Here is an 18,435-nt window from a genome sequence, read left to right as displayed (position 1 = left end):
GGGTTTTTACCGCAACATCCAGAAGATCCCGGAGTCGGCGTTCCGCCTCGTCCGGGCTACGTTTTACTGTGGGTGCTTCTCTTTCCAGGCGTCCCACGCCTGCTTGATTTCCTGCTTCGCGGCAGCGGCATCGTTAAAGCCGTTCAGCTCCACCTTCTTACGCCCTTCCGGCAGTTGTTTGTAGACGCGGAAGAAGGCCTGAAGACGCTCCTGTTCTACCTTCGGCAGGTCGCTAACGTTTTTGATATCGTCATAGGTCGGGTCAATTTTGCTGGTTGGCACGGCGATAATTTTGTCGTCCTTCTCGCCACCATCAATCATCTTCAATACGCCAATCGCGCGCAGTTTGATTAGCGTCCCCGGAGCCATTGGCGCTCGGGTATAGAACACCACGTCCAGCGGGTCGCCATCTCCTGCCAGCGACTGCGTCAGCGAACCGTAGTTAGCTGGATACGCCACCGGCATCGACTGGAAGCGGTCGGCGACTAAAAAACCGGTTTTGGCGTCGGTTTCATATTTAATGATACCACCGGCCGGGATCTCCGTTACCGCATAAAATTCTTCAGGGTTGTTCTCCGGCTGCGGGAAGTCGAGCACATTGTGCGCCTGTGCGGCGGCAGAAAAAATCAGACTTGCGGCGAGGATAGTTTTTACCAGATGCATTGTGCGTTCACTCTATCGTTATAAGAAAAGCAAAAACGACACGGTAGAGTTTACTGATGAATAAATGATGACCGCAGAATGACAGAATGGTGAACGCTATGTGCTATCAATATGAAAAACCACCAGATTCTGTCCTCTTTCGGCCTTGCTTTTTACCGTTCTATCGCTAACTATTAATGAGTATTATTATCAAATACATATTAACCAGGAGTAGGATTATGAAGGCTGCTGTCGTCACGCATGACCATCAGGTAAACGTCACCGAAAAAACGCTGCGCCCACTGCAGCATGGTGAAGCTCTGTTATCCATGGAATGCTGCGGGGTCTGTCACACCGATCTGCACGTCAAAAACGGCGATTTTGGTGACAAGACCGGGGTGATCCTCGGCCATGAAGGTATTGGGATCGTGAAAGCGATCGGCCCTGGCGTCTCCTCTCTGAAAGTCGGTGACCGTGCCAGCGTCGCCTGGTTCTTTGAAGGTTGCGGCCACTGCGAATACTGCAACAGCGGTAACGAAACGCTGTGTCGTTCGGTCAAAAATGCCGGCTACAGCGTTGATGGCGGTATGGCGGAAGAGTGTATCGTCACCGCTGACTACTCGGTCAAAGTGCCGGACGGTCTTGATTCTGCAGCCGCCAGCAGCATTACCTGCGCAGGCGTCACCACCTATAAAGCGGTGAAAATATCGAAAATCAAACCGGGTCAGTGGATTGCGATTTACGGTCTCGGCGGTCTGGGCAACCTGGCGCTGCAGTACGCCAAAAACGTCTTTAATGCCAAAGTGATTGCCCTCGATGTTAACGATGAACAGCTGAAGCTGGCCAAAGAGATGGGCGCGGACCTTATTATCAACTCACGTAGCGAAGACGCGGCGAAACAGGTTCAGGAACTGACCGGCGGTGCGCACGCGGCAGTCGTTACCGCCGTCGCGAAAGCAGCCTTTAACTCCGCCGTTGACGCCGTGCGCGCCGGTGGCCGCGTGGTGGCCGTCGGCCTGCCGCCGGAAGCGATGAGCCTCGATATTCCACGTCTGGTGCTGGACGGGATTGAAGTGGTCGGTTCGCTGGTTGGCACCCGCCAGGATCTGACCGAGGCCTTCCAGTTTGCTGCTGAAGGGAAAGTGGTACCGAAAGTGGCGCTGCGTCCGTTAAACGACATCAACGCTATCTTTAAAGAGATGGAACTGGGCCAGATCCGTGGCCGTATGGTTATCGATCTTCGCCATTAATAACCAGAGCCTCTCCCGATAAGGGAGAGGCTATTTTCAGGCAGCCACCAGCTTTTGTTGTTGCTGTTGATAACGCGCATAAAGCAGCAGAGACGACATTGCGAGGAACGACAGCGCCGCCGCCGGTAACGCCACCGAATTCCAGCCGAAATTCATCGTAATCATCAACCCGCCAAAGAAAGCGCCAATCGCACTGCCGAGGTTAAAGGCAATTTGCCCACCAGCGGCCCCGAGCATTTCACCGCCCTTCGCATTTTGCAGCAGCAAAATCTGCAACGGCGCGGAAAGCGCAAATAACCCCGCGCAGCAGATAAACGCCAGCACCAACGACGCGATTTTAAAGCCGCCGAGGGCAAAGATAAGCAGCAGCGCTACCACAATAACGAAATCGGTTGTGGCCGCAATACGCAGCGGGCTGTAACGCCCGGAGAGCTTACCGCTGAGGATATTGCCCAGCACCATCCCCAACCCCACCAGCATCATAATGAACATCATGGCCCCTTCGGAGAAGCCAGAGACGTTCATCATAAACGGCTTGATATAGCTGAACCAGGCGAATACCCCGGCGTTCCCGAACATGGTTGCCGCGAAGATGAGCCACGGCGCGGGGCTTTTCAAAAAGTGGAACTGCTCGCGAAGCCGCGCGTCGGATTTATCAAACAGCGTCGGCACCCAGGCAATAATCGCCGCCAGCACCGCCACATCAAATAGCGCAATCGCCAGGAAGGTATAGCGCCAGCTAAACTGGTGCCCCAGCCAGGTTCCCGCAGGCACCCCGACCAGATTCGCCACCGTCATCCCGGCGATCATCCCCGCTACCGCCGCCGTCACCCTGCCACGAGGCGCAATCTTCGACAGAATAATCGCCCCCACGCCAAAAAACGCCCCGTGCGGAAAGCCAGACACCAGACGCCCAATCGCCAGCATTACGTAGCTCGATGAAAAGGTAAAAATGACGTTGCCGAGCACGCAGAGCGCCGCCAGCAGCAGCATGATGGATTTCAGGGAGAAGCGCGTGGAAAACAGCGCAATAATCGGCGCGCCGATCACCACGCCGAAGGCATACCAGGAGATCATATTGCCCGCCGCCGGGATCGAGATCCCTACATCGTGCGCCAGCTCCGGCAGCACGCCCATAATGCCAAATTCCGCCATCCCCAGGCCAAACGTGCCTAGCGCCAGCGCAAAAATTGTCTTTTTCATCCCTCTAATCACTTGTTTCTGTTGAGTTTGCAGAGGGGCATTATTGACCATTCATGGGGTGCAGGCCAGACAAAAAGGAGTGACAATGCGTTTATCCATATATACAGCGCGAATGGTTCATGTCTCAGGCCGCCATTAATACGTAATGCAACAGGTGAATATTTTCTGGAAGGTGGCGCGCAAAGGCGGAATCTGGCTAATTGTGTTTTAACCGGAACGGCGGATAATCGTCCTATTCTTCACAAGGAGGTCAATATGAAATCAAACAACACGGTTAAGGAAATGCCGAAAAATGCCACGACAAAAGGTTCAACGAGTAACGCCTTGCCTTGCGATATCAAAAAGCGCAACAACGCTAATGAAGATCGTGAATTTATCAACAGAATGAACGCGTTTACGCAAATGGCAGGACTGTTATCTGATGATCCTTTTTATGAGGTACTTTAATGTGCCGACAGTTTGATATTTATCGAAATCCATCGGAGAGGACCCGTCTTATTCATCCATACATTATGGTGATACAACATGATTATTATGGCGATCTTTCAACACGGCTAGTGCTTCCTTTAAGTAGCCATGTTTATTTAAACGGTTATTACCATCGAGCAACGCCGTTGGTGAATATTGACTTCCAAACAGTAGCTATCAATACGCCATTAATGACCAGCATAGATAAAGGTAAGCTCAATAACCGACATTTTATCTGTAATTTACGCAGCGAACGTTCAAGCGCCATATCAGCCATCGATGCCCTCATTACAAACACATGAGTCCTGCAATACCACAAACAAAAAGAGCGGCTTAACGCTCCCCCTCAAGGGACATCAAACCGCTCTTCACTTCCGCAAAGAATCCTTACTTCATCCCTTCCGAACTCTCTTTCTTCGCCTCTACCCGCTCAACTTCACGATACCAGCGCGGATGGTGTTTCTGCGCCCAGCGACGACTCACTTTGCCTTCAATCATCCCTTTAATTGACCCTTTGACCCAGAACGCCATATACATATGGATAAGGATCGCGTGGATCAGAATGATGGCTGAAGCAGCATGAATCAGCAGCGCGTAGCGAATCACCTGAATCGGGAAAAATGGCGCAAAGTAAGGACGCCAGATAATCACCCCGGTCACCAACAGCACGAAAATCATGCTCATGATGGTCCAGAACATCATCTTCTGCCCGGCGTTATATTTCCCGACCTTGGCCACTTTATGCTCGTTGCCTTTCAGGACTTCGACAATCCCCAGCACCCACGGAATATCCTGCTTATCCGGAATGTTGTGATGCACGAAGCGGGCAAACATAAACATCAGCACCACGAAGATCAGCACGCCGAAGAACGGGTGCAGAATACGCCCCATCTGCGGTGTACCAAAGGTTTCGGTCAGCCATTGCAGCGTCGGGAAGAAGAACGAAATCCCTGATACCGCCACCAGGAAGAAGCAGATAGCCACCGTCCAGTGACAGGCGCGGTCGACAAACTTGGTGCGCACAATCATTTTCGACTTACTCATGGCCATCCTCCTCTTCGTCATCGTCCACTTCTTTGTTCGGGCCAATACCGATGTAGTGATAAATCAGCCCGGCAAAGGTGGCGATAAAGCCCGCGGCGGAGAGTGGTTTCAGCGCCCCTTTCCACAGATTGATACTGGTATCGATAGCCGGATCCTTCGGCAGCTTGTGATACAACTCAGGCTGATCCGCATGATGCAGCACGTACATCACATGGGTGCCGCCCACGCCTTCCGGATTATAGATACCGGCATGCGGGTAGCCGCGTTTCTTAAGCTTATCGACGCGCTCCTGCGCCACGTCCAGCATCTCTTTCTTGGTGCCGAAGTGAATCGCCCCGGTCGGACAGGTTTTCACACAGGCCGGTTCCTGGCCCACGCTCACGCGGTCTACGCACAGGGTGCATTTATAAACGCGGTTATCCTCTTTGCTGAGGCGCGGAATATTAAACGGACACCCGGCGATGCAGTAACCACAGCCGATACAGTTTTCCTGCTGGAAATCGACGATCCCGTTAGCGTACTGAATAATCGCCCCGGCGGACGGGCACGCCTTCAGGCAGCCCGGATCCTCACAGTGCATACAGCCGTCTTTACGAATCAACCACTCAAGCTTGCCGTTCTGCTCGGTTTCGCTAAAGCGCATCACCGTCCAGGACTTAGCGCTCAGATCCGCCGGGTTATCGTAAAACCCCACGCAATGCCCTACCTCGTCGCGAATATCATTCCACTCGGAGCAGGCCACCTGGCAGGCTTTACAGCCCACACAGGAGGAGACATCAATCAGCTTGGCAACTTCTTCCTTATAGTCCCGCGCACGAGGCGCGGGGGTAATCGGGTTGGTTGCAGAGCGTTTAATAATGTCTTGTGTTTCCATCGCCATTTAAACGCTCCTTACGCTTTCTCGATGTTAACCAGGAACGCCTTATACTCCGGCGTCTGCGAGTTGGAATCGCCCACGTTCGGCGTCAGGGTATTGGCGATATAGCCTTTACGGGCTACGCCTTCATAACCCCAGTGCAGCGGAATACCGATGGTTTCCACCTGCTGACCGTTGACGTTCAGGGTCTGCAGACGACGCGTTACCACCGCCACGGCGCGAATAAAGCCGCGCTTGCTGCTGACGGTCACGCGGTCACCGTTGGCAATCCCTTTGGCCTTCGCCAGCCCTTCGCTGATTTCCACAAACTGCTCTGGCTGCGCAATCGCGTTGAGGCGCGCATGCTTAGTCCAGGTATGGAAATGCTCGGTCAGACGATAGGTGGTGCCAACGTATGGGAACTTGTCTTTCTTCCCAAGACGCACGGCATCTTCTTCGTACAGACGCACTACCGGGCTGGAAATAACGTTCGGGTGCAGCGGGTTAGTCCCCAGCGGCGTTTCCATCGGCTCGTAGTGTTCCGGGAACGGTCCTTCTGCCAGCTTATCGAGCGCAAACAGACGACCCAGGCCTTCCTGCTGCATAATAAACGGATTGGTCTTGCTTCCTGGCGGCGCGGTATTAAAGTCCGGGATATCGTTACCCGTCCATTTCGTACCGTTCCACTGGATCAGCATCCGTTTCGGATCCCACGGTTTACCGTTCACGTCCGCCGAAGCGCGGTTATACAGCACGCGACGGTTGAGCGGCCAGGCCCATGCCCAACCCAGCGTATTGCCCAGCCCTGATGGGTCAGCGTTATCGCGGTTGGCCATCTGGTTACCCTGTTCAGTCCAGCTACCGGTATAGATCCAGCAGGAGGACGCCGTGGTACCGTCATCACGCAGCAGCGCAAAGCTATTAAGCAACTGACCTTTCTTCGCCACCAGCACACCGTTGGCGTCATACAGGTCGGCCAGCGCATAGCCGTTGTTCTCTTTAGCGACTTCTTCCGACTCTGGGTGATCAGGCTGTTTGTAGTTCCAGCCCATCTTCAGCAGCGGCTCAACGCCCTTACCGCCTTCGTTGCGATACATTTCGCGCAGACGATGGTAAATACCGGCCAGAATCTCGCCGTCGTTACGCGCTTCACCCGGTGCTTCCTGACCTTTCCAGTGCCACTGCAGCCAGCGGCCGGAGTTAGCAATCGAACCGTCTTCTTCTGCAAAGCAGGTCGACGGCAGACGGAAGACTTCGGTCTGAATCGTTGATGGTTCAACGTCATTAGACTCACCGTGGTTCTGCCAGAAGGTAGACGTTTCGGTCACTAGCGGGTCGATAACCACCATGTACTTCAGCTTGCTTAAGCTGCGTACGACTTTGTTTTTGTCCGGGAAGGATGCAACCGGGTTAAAGCCCTGGCAGATGTAGCCGGTGACTTTGCCGTTATCCATCATGTTGAAGTATTTGATAACGTCGTAGGCCTGGTCCCATTTCGGCAGCCAGTTAAAGCCCCAGTCGTTATCCTTCGTTGCCGCGTCGCCGTAGAACGACTTCATCAGGCTGACGAAGAACTTCGGATAGTTGCTCCAGTAGTTCACCTGCTCAGGCAGCAGCGCTTTTGGCGTATTGGCGGTCAGATAGGTTTGCAGATCCGCCTGCTTGTCCGACGGCAGCGTCAGATAGCCGGTCAGGCTGGTCGACAGCAGACCTAAGTCGGTTAAGCCCTGAATATTCGAGTGACCGCGCAAGGCGTTCACACCGCCGCCTGCCATCCCCATATTGCCGAGCAGCAGCTGGATCATCGCCATGGTGCGAATGTTCTGCGCCCCGACGGTGTGCTGTGTCCAGCCCAGCGCATACAGGAAGGTGGTAGTACGGTCTGCCGCACTGGTGGAAGCCAGCACATCGCACACTTTCAGGAAGTCCGCTTTCGGCGTACCGCAAATGTTCTCCACCACGTCCGGCGTATAGCGGGAAACGTGCTGCTTCAGCAGGTTCCACACACAGCGAGGATGGGTCAGCGTTTCATCGCGTTTGGCATAGCCGTTTTCATCGTACTGATAGTTCCAGGACGATTTGTCGTACTGACGTTTCTCGGCGTCATAGCCGCTAAACAGGCCGTCTTCGAAGGCAAAATCATCCCGCACCAGCAGGCTGGCGTTGGTGTAATGCTTCACGTATTCGGCGTTGATCTTATTGTTTTCGATAAGATACAGCAGTACGCCCGACAGGAAGGTAATGTCGGTACCGGAACGAATTGGCGCATAAATATCAGCTACCGACGCCGTACGCGTAAAGCGCGGGTCGACAACGATAAGCGTGGCATCGTTATTGTTTTTCGCTTCCATCGCCCAGCGGAAACCCACTGGATGGGCTTCAGCGGCGTTACCGCCCATCACCATCACGACGTTGGCGTTTTTGATATCAACCCAGTGGTTGGTCATCGCACCGCGACCAAATGTTGGAGCAAGACTTGCTACCGTTGGTCCGTGTCAGACGCGCGCCTGGTTGTCTACCGCCAGCATACCGAGCGAGCGCACAAACTTCTGCGTCAGCATGCCGGTCTCATTACTTGCCGCGGATGCGCACAGCATCCCGGTGGAGAGCCAGCGGTTAACCGTCACGCCCTGCTCGTTCTTCTCAATAAAGTTGGCGTCGCGGTCGGCCTTCATCAATTTTGCGATGCGATCGAAGGCTTCATTCCACGAAATACGCTGCCATTTATCCGAGCCAGGTGCGCGGTATTCCGGGTAGCGCAGGCGACTTTCACTGTGTACATAGTCCAGCAGCCCCGCGCCTTTCGGGCACAGTGCGCCGCGGCTTACCGGATGATCCGGGTCACCTTCAATATGGTAAATCGATTCCCGGGTATTTTTGGCTCCATCGCCCAGGCTATACATTAATAGCCCACAACCTACGGAACAGTATGTGCAGGTGTTACGAACTTCTTTAGCGCGCAGTAATTTGAAATTTCGCGCCTGTGCTAACGCCATTTTCGGGGCAAACCCTAATGCCGCAGCCGTCGTCCCAGCCATACCGCCCGCGCAGATTTTAAAAAACTTTCTGCGGCTGACGTCCATTGTTTTCCTCATCGTATGGATGTACTTCGAGAAGGAAACTAACAGCAATGCCCCTGTTTTTTTTGCGTCAAATCAATGTCGAAAACTGAGCCCCCCTTAATAGTCAGGGTCAGCGAATTTCATTAATCCTTTAGGGTTAGGCGTCGAGGAAAAATATCACCAGCAGCGGCAAAAAAATGCTATAACCGCAGACTTCGTTTGTAAAAGCATCAGGTTAGAGATGGATAAAAAGAGAGCGACGCTGACGGGACTCACCGCCATCGTATTATGGAGCACCATGGTGGGGCTGATTCGCGGCGTCAGCGAAGGGCTTGGACCAGTGGGCGGTGCCGCCATGATCTACAGCCTGAGCGGCCTGTTGCTGATATTTACCGTCGGTTTCCCGCAGTTGCGTCAAATCCCCCCACGGTATCTTGTAGCCGGCAGCGTGCTGTTTGTTAGCTACGAAATCTGTCTTGCGCTCTCGCTTGGCTATGCGGGCACCCGCCAACAGGCAATTGAAGTCGGTATGGTCAATTATCTCTGGCCAAGCCTGACCATTCTGTTTGCTATTCTTTTCAACGGCCAAAAAAGCAGCTTATGGGTGATACCGGGCTTATTGCTCTCGCTATTTGGCGTGACCTGGGTATTAGGCGGCGAGCACGGTCTGGATATCGCGGAAATAACCCGCAACGTTATCTCAAGCCCGCTGAGCTATATTCTGGCTTTCGTCGGTGCATTTATCTGGGCGGCCTACTGCACCGTCACCGCCAGATATGCCAAAGGCAAAAACGGCATTACGCTGTTTGTTTTATTAACGGCGCTCAGCCTGTGGGTGAAATTCCTGGTAAGCGAACAGCCACCGATGATCTTTAGCTGGCCGGTGGTGATTAAGCTGGTTCTGTGCGCGCTGGCATTAGGATTAGCCTATGCGGCGTGGAACGTTGGCATTCTGCACGGCAACGTCAGCCTGCTGGCCGCCGCCTCTTACTTTACCCCGGTGCTCTCCTCAGCGCTGGCGGCGGTTCTGCTCAGCGCCGCGCTTTCGTGGTCATTCTGGCAGGGAGCCGCCATGGTCTGCGCGGGCTCCCTGCTCTGCTGGTATGCCACCCGGCGTTAGCCGAGGTCGCCTCCCGCTACCGGCAGCGTCACCCCGGTGATGTAGCTGGCCTCATCGCTGGCGAGAAACAGGATAGCATTCGCCTGTTCCGCCAGCGTGCCGTAGCGATGCATCAGGCTGCTTGCCACCGTTTGATCCACCACCTGCTGATACCACGCCTTTTCCTGCTCTGTCGGCTGCTCGTCATTTCTCGGCGTCAGGCGTGCCGGTGCATCTGTGCCTCCAGGCGCAACGGCGTTAATCCGAATACCACTATCGCTATATTCAAGGGCCAGCGAACGGGTCAGCGCGTTCACGCCGCCTTTCGCCGCCGAATACGGAACCCGGTTAACCCCAGCCGTTGCCACCGATGAGATATTCACGATGCTGCCTTTGCCCTGCTTCAGCATCCACGGCAGCGCCGCCCGGCAGCTCCAGAGCGTGGGGAATAGCGAACGGCGGATCTCTTTTTCGATCTGATCGGGCTGATATTCTGCAAACGGACGCGCCCAGATGGTGCCGCCCACGTTATTAATCACCACATCCAGGCGGCCAAAGTGCGCCACCCCGTCGGCAAATACCCGTTCGGTGCTCTCCCACTGCTCAAGGTCGGCTTCCAACGCTAGCACGTCACACCCATTGGCGGTCAGCGTCGCCGCCAGTTCGTGCACGTAGCGTGAACGGTCAATCAATAGCAGGCGCGCGCCTTCACGAGCAGCCTGTTCGGCCGTCTGACGACCAATGCCCTGCGCAGCACCGGTGATAGCCAGCACTTTATTAGTAAATCGCATCATCGCTCCTTATGCCGCCGCGCTCTGGCTGGCGATAAACTTCTCATACCAGAATCCCGCAGGCGAGATCCCCCGTTCACGCAGCGCCGTAGAGACGGCGTTAACCATCGGCGGTGGGCCGCACAGATAGATATCGACGTCGCCATCGTTCAGCATCGCCTCATCAAGATGCTCGGTGACAAAACCGCGCTGCGGACAGGCGCTCTGGGCATCGGCCACTACCGGCAGCCAGCGGTATCCAGGCAGTTGCGCGATAAAGGCATCAAGCTCTTGCGTCTTGACCAGATCACCGTCACGGGTGACGCCGTACAGCAGCGTGACCGGACGAGTGCTTCCCTGTGCCGCTAGGGTTTGCAGCATCGACAGCAGCGGTGCCAGCCCCGTTCCCCCCGCCAGCATCAGCAGCGGACGTTCACCGTTTCGCAGATAGAAGCTGCCCATCGGGCCGCTCAGCGTCAGCCGATCCCCCGGTCGGGCTCGCTGGGTCAGCCACTGGCTCATTAAGCCCCCCGGCACGTTGCGAATCAGGAAGCTGCCCACGTCTGCGCCGGGCAAAGAGCTGAACGAATAGGCACGAACCTGCGGCGTACCCGGCACCTGAATGTTGATGTACTGACCGGGCAGAAACGCGAGCGCATCGTCGAGTTTAACCACCAGCTCAATGGCGGTGTCGGAGAGCAAATTAACCTGCTGCACCTCCGCGCCCAGCGTCGCCAGCGCGGTTTTGCACTGCGCGGCCGCCACCGGTACGTCAATCACGCAGTCGCTGGTTGGCACCATCTGACAGGTCAGCACCTGGCGTTCGTCGGCTTCCTCTTCGCTTAACGCCTCTTCGAGATAATCGTCCCCCAGGCCATATTCCCCACTGGTGCAGTGACACTTACAGGTTCCGCACACGCCGTCGGAACAATCCATCGGCAGATTCACCTTCTGGCGATAGGCGGCATCCAGTACTTTCTCCCCGGCGTTACACTGAATAAAACGGGTGATGCCGTCCTCAAAATTGAGCGCAATGTTAAAGGTCATAGGCACCTCTTAAATGTGGTAAACGTCAATCACCTGACGGATGTAGTCGTTATTCAGGCGCACGGTTTTGCGGATGATCTGCGGCTGCCCATCGTTGTCGACCAGCGTGCAGCAGGTCGAGCCAAACCACGCATCGGTATGCTGATAGCGATGACAATAGGTCACCCAGTTGTAGCGCACCTCCATGCCCTGCTCGGTTTCCCCCAGCAGCTCAACGTTGCTGATCATATGGGTGGTGCGCGGCTCGGGCGTGCTCGCCCCGGAGCGTTCGGTCTTAATGCGGTACACCCGGTCTTCCAGGCCATCGCGGCTCGGGTAGTAGATCAGCGAAATTTCGCGCTGCGGGTCGCGGGTGAGCTTGTCGTCGTCGCCCCAGGCAGGCATCCAGTACACCACCTTCGGGCTGTAGCAGTTCAGCCACTCATCCCACTGACGGTCGTCCAGCAGGCGGGCTTCGTAATAGAGAAACTGGCGAACCTGTTCAAGCGTCAACATCAGGCCACCTCCACACGTTGGGTAATTGACTGGTCATAACGCTGCTGCTCTTTTTCCAGCGCCGCTAGCATCACGTTCTGCCAGTGGTGGTGATGGGCGATATAGAGCGCTTCATCTTCTGATTTCACCCCGCTCAGCAGCGGGCGGAACCCTGATTGCTGCGCATGCTCGTCCGGGCCATCGACCCAGTGCAGCGCGCCGCGGCTCAGATCGCTCCACGGCAGATTTTCCCCGTGATAGCCGCGCTGGCAAGCGCTGAACTCTTCGAGATCGTCCGGTGTTCCCATACCGCTGACGTTAAAGAAATCCTCGTACTGGCGAATACGCAGCGCGCGTGCCTGGTCAGATTCTCCCTTCGGCGCAAAGCACCAGATGGTGACTTCGGTTTTATCAACAGATATCGGGCGGATCACGCGGATCTGAGTGGAGAACTGATCCATCAGATAGACGTTGGGATAGAGGCACAGGTTGCGCGTTTCGTTGACCATCTGGTCGGCGCGGGAATCACCAAATTCGGCCTGCAGGCGCTCACGATGTTCATAAACCGGGCGCACTTCCGGGTTCAGCGCCCGCGTCCACAGCAGCATATGACCGTTATCAAAGCCGTAGCCGCCACCGATGCTTTTCGACCAGCCGTTAGCATCCACCGCATGGGTGCCTTCCGCTTCGTAGTTACGGCGTGACATGGTTGAGGCATAGTTCCAGTGCACCACGCTGACGTGATAGCCGTCGGCCCCGTTTTCCGCCCCGAGCTTCCAGTTACCTTCGTAGACATAGCTTGAAGAACCGTTAAGCACTTCCAGTCCTTCCGCCGCCTGGTCAACGATCAGGTCGATAATCTTGCAGGTTTCCCCGAGATATTCCTCCAACGACTGAACATCGTCGCTCAGGCTGCCGAACAGGAACCCGCGATAGGACTGGAAACGCGGTAATTTTTGTAAGTCGTGCGAACCTTCATGCTTAAAGCTTTCCGGGTAGCCGCCGGTACTTTCATCTTTGGCTTTTAATAGCTTGCCGTTATTACTGAACGTCCAGCCGTGGAACGGGCAGGTAAATGAATTCTTATTCCCGGTTTTGCGTCGACATAGCATCGCGCCACGGTGGGCGCAGCTATTAATTAACGCATGGAGTTCGTTCTTTTTGTCACGGGTAATAATCACCGGCTGGCGCCCCAGGGTCAGCGTATAATAATCGCCGGCTTCGGGTATTTGGCTTTCATGGGCCAGAAACGCCCAATTACCTTCAAAGATATGCTTCATTTCAAAATCAAATAACTGCTGATCGGTAAATATTGAGCGATGGCAGCGATAAATATGATTCTCACGATCCACAATTAACGCATTGTTGATTTTATCTTTCAGCGTGGTGAACATTTTTTGCATGAGTCGTACCCTCCTGCATGTTTCAGGAATAAAGTGCAATATTCAGAGATAGTCATTATTCTCCGGCCATATAAAGCCGGAGAATAAAATGAACGCAGCGAATTACTCTTGTGCGCGCAGGCGCGTACCGCGCTGTTCTTCGTCAGTGCTGAGCGCTTTACACAGGGTCAAATCAAAATGCACTTCGGTATGCTCACCGTCGAGCTCACGCTGCTGAATCAGCGCGCGGTCGGTCACTTTAACCGGGTCGGCAATCAGCCCGTCACGGGTGGCAAAGGCAAAATCATCCCACAGATATTTATCACCGTTGAGGTTAATCTGGCTGGTCAGATGCTTATGGCCGGGCGCAGAAACGAAGAAGTGAATATGCGCCGGACGATTACCGTGACGACCCAAACGGTCAAGCAGCTTCTGGGTTGGGCCGTCCGGCGGGCAGCCGTAGCCAGATGGCATAATGCTGCGCACGCTGTAGCGTCCATCCGCACCAGTACGAATACGGCGGCGTAGGTTGTATTCGCTCTGGCTCTGGTCAAAGAAGGAGTAGTTACCGAGGGTATTGGCGTGCCAGATATCGACGATGGCGTTAGCCACCGGGCGGCCCTGGGTGTCGTTAACCTGACCGTGCAGCCACATCACTTCACCGGCATCTTTGCCATCATCCATACGGGTATGCCCATCGGCCAGCGGTGCGTTCGCGACGTACAGCGGGCCTTCAATAGTGCGCGGCGTACCGGTTTCACGCTGAGCGGCGGCGTCAATGGCATCCTGGCGCAGGTCCAGGAAGTGTTCAAGACCCAGACCCGCCGCCAGCAGTGCGGCCTCCTGACGGCCACCTAATTCGTGCAGATAATTCACTGCATGCCAGAACTCTTCTTCCGTCACGTTATAGTCATCAATCAGCGTACAGATATTTTCCAGCAGGCGGTGAACTATCGATTTAAACCGCTCGTCGCCGCCTTCCACATTTAAACCGGCACCTTCACGTAATAATTTCTGCACAGCATCTTGTCTTACGAATGCATTACTCATAATTATTCTCACTTATTATCGTAGGGTATTCGCCGGGATAACCCGGCGCGAGGGTAGTTCTTCTTATTATTAACGGTCGTCTTCACGAATCGATGAAGGATGGCGGCAAAGCGCCTCCACGCGAATTTGCATAAACGGATATAACGGTAAAGCCATTAATATTTGATGCAATTCTTCGGCATCTTTCACATCGAAAATACTGACGTTGGCGTAAAGACCGGCAACGCGCCAGATATGTCGCCATTTTCCTTCTCGCTGCAACTGTTGTGAATAATTTTTCTCCCGTAGTTTTATTTCCTCAATTTCAGCCGCAGGAAATCCCAACGGAATATTCACGGTCATATCAACTTTAAATAGCATTATGCTCTCCCATTACGCTTTACGGTTGTAATAGCGCAGTTTGTCTTCATCCAGTTCTACGCCCAGACCCGGCGTTTGCGGCAGCGTCACCACACCTTCGGCAAAAGTGAGCGGAACGCTGACAATGTCATCTTTAAGCAGCAGCGGGCCAAACATCTCGGTCCCCCACTGCAGCGGTAGCGTTGACCATGCATGCAGCGAGGCAACGGTACCGACAGTACCTTCCAGCATGGTGCCGCCGTACAGCCCAACGCCTGCGGCCTGTGCCACGTTAGCCAGCGCCAGCACGCTTTGCGGGCCACCGGCTTTGGCTATTTTCAACGCATAGGCGCCGCTAAAACCCTGCTGCGCCAGCCGGTAGCCATCGTAGTGGGTCGAGACGGCTTCATCGGCCAGAATAGCGGTTTCAATCTGGTGGCTCAGTCGTACCAGCGCGGCGTTGTCCTGCGCGCTGACCGGCTGTTCAATCAGATCGACACCCATCGCCGCCAGTTCACGGCAGCCTTTGGCAGCGACCGTCGCGTCCCACGCCTGGTTAACGTCAACGCGAATACTGGCCCGGTCACCCAGCGCTTCAACAATGGCGCGGGTGTGACGCAGATCGGTCGCCAGTTCGCGGGCACCTATTTTTAACTTGAAGGCCTGATGGCGACGCTCCGCCAGCAGCCTTTCGCCCTCGGCGATATCTTTTGCCGTGTCGCCGCTGGCCAGCGTCCACAGCACCGGCAATGAGGTGCTGAGCGCCCCGCCCAGCAGCGCGGAAACTGGCAGCCCCAGCGCTTTACCTTGCGCATCCAGTAGCGCGGTTTCGATGGCCGATTTGGCAAAGGTATTGCCCTTAACCGCGCTGTTCATTCGCGCGGTCAGCGCATTGAGATTATCGGCGGGCTGGCCTTTGAGTAACGGCAGCAGATAATCGTTAATCGCCGAAGCGATCGCCTCCGGGCTTTCCACGCCGTAGCTCAGTCCACCAATGGTGGTCGCCTCTCAGATACCGTCAATGCCATCCGAACGCGTTATTCGGATAATCACCAACGTCTGGCAGCCCATGGTGGTCATCGACAGCTTGTGTGGCCGAATCGTCGGCACATCCACCAGCCAGCTTTCAATATGTTCTATGGTCGCGCTCATTTTCTCTTCCTGCTCATCAATTGCATCACGTCGAATGCCCCTGAATATCACGTGGGGTAACGATGCTTTTGACAATAGGTCTGGGCGAGGAAAACGGTCAACGGCGGTCATCGAAATGTTGTGCGATAATCGACGCGCTTGTTAAATTGCGGTTAATAATGTGATCGCAGTGGGAAAACCAGCACGCCAAATCGCCGCGGTTTTTCCCCACGATATAGTGATGCTCAGTGAGCCTATAGCTTTTGTCGTAGAGGGATGAAATGAGCGATAAAAAAACGGATACCCTTAGTGCCCGCCAGGCCGAACACAACCCTAACTTTATGCTTTCACTGGCGCGAGGGTTGGAGGTGCTAAGCGCGTTTACCCCACAGCGTCAACGTCTGACCATCTCCCAGCTCAGCCAGAAAACGCAGATCTCCCGCGCGGCGGTTCGCCGCTGCCTGTATACCCTGGCAGCACTCGGCATGGTGCATAGCCCGGATGGCCGTAGCTATGAACTGCTGCCGCGCGTGCTGGCGGTCGGTCATGCTTACCTGGCGGGTACACCGCTGGCGAAGGTAGCGCAGAACGCGCTGGACAGTCTGGGTAAAGCGTTGGGCGAGTCCTGTTCGGCCGCAACCCTTGACGGCGACAACGTGCTCTATATCGCCCGCTCAGCGGTGAATAATCTGCTCAGTGTAGATATTGGTCGCGGCAGCCGCCTACCCGCGTGGACAACCTCAATGGGGCGCGTGCTGCTGAGCGCACTGCCGGAAGAACAGTTGGAAGTGACGTTGTCACGTGCAAATTTGATCCGCTATACCCCGCACACCCTATGCGACGTGCCGAGCCTGCGCGAAGAAATAGCCCGCGTGCGTATGCAGGGCTACGCGCTCGCCGACCGGCAAATTGAGGTGGGATTGTGTTCGCTGGCGGTGCCGTTGCTCTCACGGAGCGGGCAAACGGTAGCCGCATTGAACGTTGGCGTGCCGGCTGGCTCTACCAACGCTGCCGCGCTAAAAGAGAAAGCCCTCGCGCCGTTGCGACGGGCAGCGATGGAGCTTTCTCTTCAGCTTTAAGGGTTAATGTAAGGCAGGTGCTTTTGCCAGACTGCGCCAGATACCAGCAGCCAGCAACAGAAGCAGCACGCCCGCCGTCGCCAGCACGATGCTGTGCGAGTTGATAAACGCCATTTTTGCCGCGTCAATCAGGCTTTGTGCCGGGATGGCGGGCATCGACTGCGCCAGCTTTATCGCTTCGCTAATCGATGAAGCTGCCTGCTCGGCTACCGCACCGTCTACCCCGGCGGGCAGCACAATCGACGAGGTGTAGCTGCGAGTCAGGATCAGGCCAAACAGCGCAATACCCAGCCCCGCGCCAAGCTCGTAGGCCATGGTTTCAATGGCCCCTGCTGCTGCCGCTTTCTCTTTCGGTGCCGCCGCCATAATTGCCGAGCTGGAGGCCAACAGTGCGCTGGCAACGCTAAAGCCCAGCAGCGTCATCAGCCCCCACGCCTGCCATTGCTGGGTGCTAAAATCAGTCATCGACAGGCCAAGGAAGCTCAGCGCGCTTAACAGCATCCCGCCGGTCGCCACTTCACGCAGCCCCAGCTTCGACACCAGCATCCCGGCAATCGGGCCGCTGAAGCCGCTCGCCACCATCACGGGTAGCATAAACAGCCCGGCTTCAAACGGCGTTTTACCGTGCACAAACTGCAGTTCCTGGGCCATCAGCAGCTCAAAGCCCACCAGGGTAATCAGCGCCGTCATCGCCATCATGACTCCGCTTAAAATAATGCGATGGGTAAAGAGGCGCATATCCACCATCGGGCGCGTTGCCGAGAGCTGTTTACGGACAAACCAGTACAGCATGCCAGCACCGGCAATTGCCACCATCGCTACCAGCCACAGCGCAAGCTGCCCCTTCAGCGCTGATTTGGCGCTAAACACCAGCATCAGGATGGCGGCAATCAGCACCAGCGCCTGAAAGAGATTCAGCGGCTGCTCGCGTCGCGCAGGCTGGCGCGGCACCACTCTGGCATTAATGGCAATCACCACCAGCACAATCGGTACGTTGATCAGGAACACCGATCCCCAATAGAAGTGCTCCAGCAGCATGCCGCCCACCAGTGGGCCAAACGCCGCGCCGCCGGAACCAACGGCCGCCCACAGCCCCAGCGCCATATTACGATGACGCGCTTCAGCAAAGGTGGTACGGATCCCGGCGAGCGTGGCCGGTACAATCATCGCCGCGCCGATCGCCAGCAGTGCGCGTGAAGCAATCAGCGTTAGCGCACTCGGCGAAAACGCCGCGGCCAGCGATGCCAGGCCAAAGATCCCGCTGCCGAGCAACAGCAGGCGTTTAAAACCAATCTTGTCGCCGAGCGCGCCCATTGGCAGCACCATCCCGGCCATTACCAGTGAATAGATATCAATGATCCACAGCAGCTCATTGCCGCTGGTGCCCAGCGCGACGCTCAGCGTCGGCGCGGCCACGTGCAGCACGGTGGCATCAATCGCCACCGGGATATAGACCATCAGGATAGCCATGAGCGTTAACCATTGGCGTGACATTTTTCCGTTCCTCACTTCATTGTTCATTGTTGGACATGTGTCCAG

At 55.6% G+C, this 18,435-nt stretch carries 16 protein-coding genes and 2 pseudogenes; 5 read left to right on the top strand and 13 right to left on the bottom strand.

Translation table 11 applies throughout. The annotated features are described in order from the left end of the window. Positions 1-63 precede the first annotated feature (63 nt). On the bottom strand, positions 64-663 hold the full coding sequence (locus HII27_RS02080) for an inorganic diphosphatase (RefSeq protein WP_185666304.1): 600 nt from the start codon (positions 661-663) through the stop codon (positions 64-66). A gap of 218 nt (positions 664-881) precedes the next feature. On the opposite strand from HII27_RS02080, the gene adhP reads away from it, so the two are divergent. Next, entirely contained in the window at positions 882-1,892 is a 1,011-nt protein-coding gene (gene adhP, locus HII27_RS02075; protein WP_185666303.1) for an alcohol dehydrogenase AdhP, read from the top strand. Between the two features lie 36 nt (positions 1,893-1,928). Here adhP and araJ read toward each other — a convergent pair whose 3' ends face one another. After that, positions 1,929-3,095 carry an MFS transporter AraJ gene (gene araJ, locus HII27_RS02070; protein ID WP_185666302.1) on the bottom strand — a complete coding sequence of 389 codons (1,167 nt, stop codon included), beginning with the start codon at positions 3,093-3,095 and terminating at the stop codon, positions 1,929-1,931. A 255-nt stretch (positions 3,096-3,350) separates the two neighbouring features. Between araJ and HII27_RS02065 the strand changes: the two genes are divergently transcribed. Further along, a complete protein-coding gene (locus HII27_RS02065; protein ID WP_185666301.1) occupies positions 3,351-3,542 on the top strand; it encodes a hypothetical protein in 192 nt (63 codons plus the stop codon). Further along, entirely contained in the window at positions 3,542-3,865 is a 324-nt protein-coding gene (locus tag HII27_RS02060) for a CcdB family protein (protein ID WP_185666300.1), read from the top strand. Before HII27_RS02065 ends, HII27_RS02060 begins: the two co-directional genes overlap by 1 nt. Before the next feature lie 85 nt (positions 3,866-3,950). Here HII27_RS02060 and fdnI read toward each other — a convergent pair whose 3' ends face one another. The 3 genes from fdnI to fdnG are packed head-to-tail and all read right to left on the bottom strand — an operon-like array spanning position 3,951 to position 8,546. Beyond that, the gene (gene fdnI, locus HII27_RS02055) at positions 3,951-4,607 is read right to left on the bottom strand and encodes a formate dehydrogenase-N subunit gamma (protein WP_035896970.1); all 657 of its coding nucleotides are present in this window, start codon (positions 4,605-4,607) and stop codon (positions 3,951-3,953) included. Then, on the bottom strand, positions 4,600-5,487 hold the full coding sequence (gene fdxH / locus HII27_RS02050; RefSeq protein WP_185666299.1) for a formate dehydrogenase subunit beta: 888 nt from the start codon (positions 5,485-5,487) through the stop codon (positions 4,600-4,602). The genes fdnI and fdxH overlap by 8 nt, the downstream gene beginning before the upstream one ends. An 11-nt stretch (positions 5,488-5,498) precedes the next feature. After that, on the bottom strand, positions 5,499-8,546 hold the full coding sequence (gene fdnG / locus HII27_RS02045; RefSeq protein WP_185666298.1) for a formate dehydrogenase-N subunit alpha: 3,048 nt from the start codon (positions 8,544-8,546) through the stop codon (positions 5,499-5,501). A gap of 220 nt (positions 8,547-8,766) precedes the next feature. On the opposite strand from fdnG, the gene yddG reads away from it, so the two are divergent. Next, on the top strand, positions 8,767-9,645 hold the full coding sequence (yddG, locus tag HII27_RS02040; protein ID WP_185666297.1) for an aromatic amino acid DMT transporter YddG: 879 nt from the start codon (positions 8,767-8,769) through the stop codon (positions 9,643-9,645). On the opposite strand, the gene benD is transcribed toward yddG, so the two are convergent. From benD to HII27_RS02005, 7 genes and pseudogenes are all read right to left on the bottom strand, one after another. Next, entirely contained in the window at positions 9,642-10,415 is a 774-nt protein-coding gene (benD, locus tag HII27_RS02035) for a benzoate diol dehydrogenase BenD (RefSeq protein ID WP_185666296.1), read from the bottom strand. The two genes, yddG and benD, sit on opposite strands and share 4 nt — an antisense overlap. A 9-nt stretch (positions 10,416-10,424) precedes the next feature. Next, positions 10,425-11,441, bottom strand: coding sequence for a benzoate 1,2-dioxygenase electron transfer component BenC (benC, locus tag HII27_RS02030; protein ID WP_185666295.1), 1,017 nt, complete (start codon positions 11,439-11,441; stop codon positions 10,425-10,427). A 9-nt stretch (positions 11,442-11,450) separates the two neighbouring features. After that, positions 11,451-11,936, bottom strand: coding sequence for a benzoate 1,2-dioxygenase small subunit (gene benB, locus HII27_RS02025; RefSeq protein WP_185666294.1), 486 nt, complete (start codon positions 11,934-11,936; stop codon positions 11,451-11,453). Then, positions 11,936-13,318, bottom strand: a complete 1,383-nt coding sequence (locus HII27_RS02020; RefSeq protein ID WP_185666293.1) for a Rieske 2Fe-2S domain-containing protein — start codon at positions 13,316-13,318, stop codon at positions 11,936-11,938. The genes benB and HII27_RS02020 overlap by 1 nt, the downstream gene beginning before the upstream one ends. A gap of 102 nt (positions 13,319-13,420) precedes the next feature. After that, the gene (gene catA, locus HII27_RS02015) at positions 13,421-14,347 is read right to left on the bottom strand and encodes a catechol 1,2-dioxygenase (protein WP_185666292.1); all 927 of its coding nucleotides are present in this window, start codon (positions 14,345-14,347) and stop codon (positions 13,421-13,423) included. Between the two features lie 69 nt (positions 14,348-14,416). Beyond that, positions 14,417-14,707, bottom strand: a complete 291-nt coding sequence (gene catC / locus HII27_RS02010) for a muconolactone Delta-isomerase (RefSeq protein WP_110276564.1) — start codon at positions 14,705-14,707, stop codon at positions 14,417-14,419. Positions 14,708-14,719: 12 nt separating this feature from the next. Then, positions 14,720-15,838 (bottom strand): annotated as a pseudogene (locus tag HII27_RS02005) (muconate cycloisomerase family protein). 220 nt (positions 15,839-16,058) lie between these two features. Here HII27_RS02005 and HII27_RS02000 point away from each other — a divergent pair. Continuing rightward, positions 16,059-16,896, top strand: a pseudogene (locus HII27_RS02000) (IclR family transcriptional regulator domain-containing protein). A 3-nt stretch (positions 16,897-16,899) separates the two neighbouring features. On the opposite strand, the gene HII27_RS01995 reads toward HII27_RS02000, so the two are convergent. After that, positions 16,900-18,390 (bottom strand): MFS transporter, encoded by a 1,491-nt coding sequence (locus tag HII27_RS01995; RefSeq protein ID WP_185666290.1) that lies wholly within the window; start codon positions 18,388-18,390, stop codon positions 16,900-16,902. Positions 18,391-18,435: the final 45 nt, after the last annotated feature.

The organism is Kluyvera sichuanensis, from assembly GCF_014218705.1.
Taxonomy (GTDB): domain Bacteria; phylum Pseudomonadota; class Gammaproteobacteria; order Enterobacterales; family Enterobacteriaceae; genus Kluyvera; species Kluyvera sichuanensis.
This window is presented reverse-complemented; position numbering and strand designations above follow the sequence as displayed.

Coding starts and splice junctions, on each gene's coding strand:
- catA (WP_185666292.1), bottom strand. CDS start 14,347: ATGAGTAATGCATTCGTAAGACAAGATGCTGTGCAGAAATTATTACGT.
- yddG (WP_185666297.1), top strand. CDS start 8,767: ATGGATAAAAAGAGAGCGACGCTGACGGGACTCACCGCCATCGTATTA.
- HII27_RS01995 (WP_185666290.1), bottom strand. CDS start 18,390: ATGTCACGCCAATGGTTAACGCTCATGGCTATCCTGATGGTCTATATC.
- HII27_RS02065 (WP_185666301.1), top strand. CDS start 3,351: ATGAAATCAAACAACACGGTTAAGGAAATGCCGAAAAATGCCACGACA.
- fdxH (WP_185666299.1), bottom strand. CDS start 5,487: ATGGCGATGGAAACACAAGACATTATTAAACGCTCTGCAACCAACCCG.
- benD (WP_185666296.1), bottom strand. CDS start 10,415: ATGCGATTTACTAATAAAGTGCTGGCTATCACCGGTGCTGCGCAGGGC.
- benB (WP_185666294.1), bottom strand. CDS start 11,936: ATGTTGACGCTTGAACAGGTTCGCCAGTTTCTCTATTACGAAGCCCGC.
- HII27_RS02020 (WP_185666293.1), bottom strand. CDS start 13,318: ATGCAAAAAATGTTCACCACGCTGAAAGATAAAATCAACAATGCGTTA.
- fdnI (WP_035896970.1), bottom strand. CDS start 4,607: ATGAGTAAGTCGAAAATGATTGTGCGCACCAAGTTTGTCGACCGCGCC.
- HII27_RS02060 (WP_185666300.1), top strand. CDS start 3,542: ATGTGCCGACAGTTTGATATTTATCGAAATCCATCGGAGAGGACCCGT.
- catC (WP_110276564.1), bottom strand. CDS start 14,707: ATGCTATTTAAAGTTGATATGACCGTGAATATTCCGTTGGGATTTCCT.
- adhP (WP_185666303.1), top strand. CDS start 882: ATGAAGGCTGCTGTCGTCACGCATGACCATCAGGTAAACGTCACCGAA.
- HII27_RS02080 (WP_185666304.1), bottom strand. CDS start 663: ATGCATCTGGTAAAAACTATCCTCGCCGCAAGTCTGATTTTTTCTGCC.
- benC (WP_185666295.1), bottom strand. CDS start 11,441: ATGACCTTTAACATTGCGCTCAATTTTGAGGACGGCATCACCCGTTTT.
- araJ (WP_185666302.1), bottom strand. CDS start 3,095: ATGAAAAAGACAATTTTTGCGCTGGCGCTAGGCACGTTTGGCCTGGGG.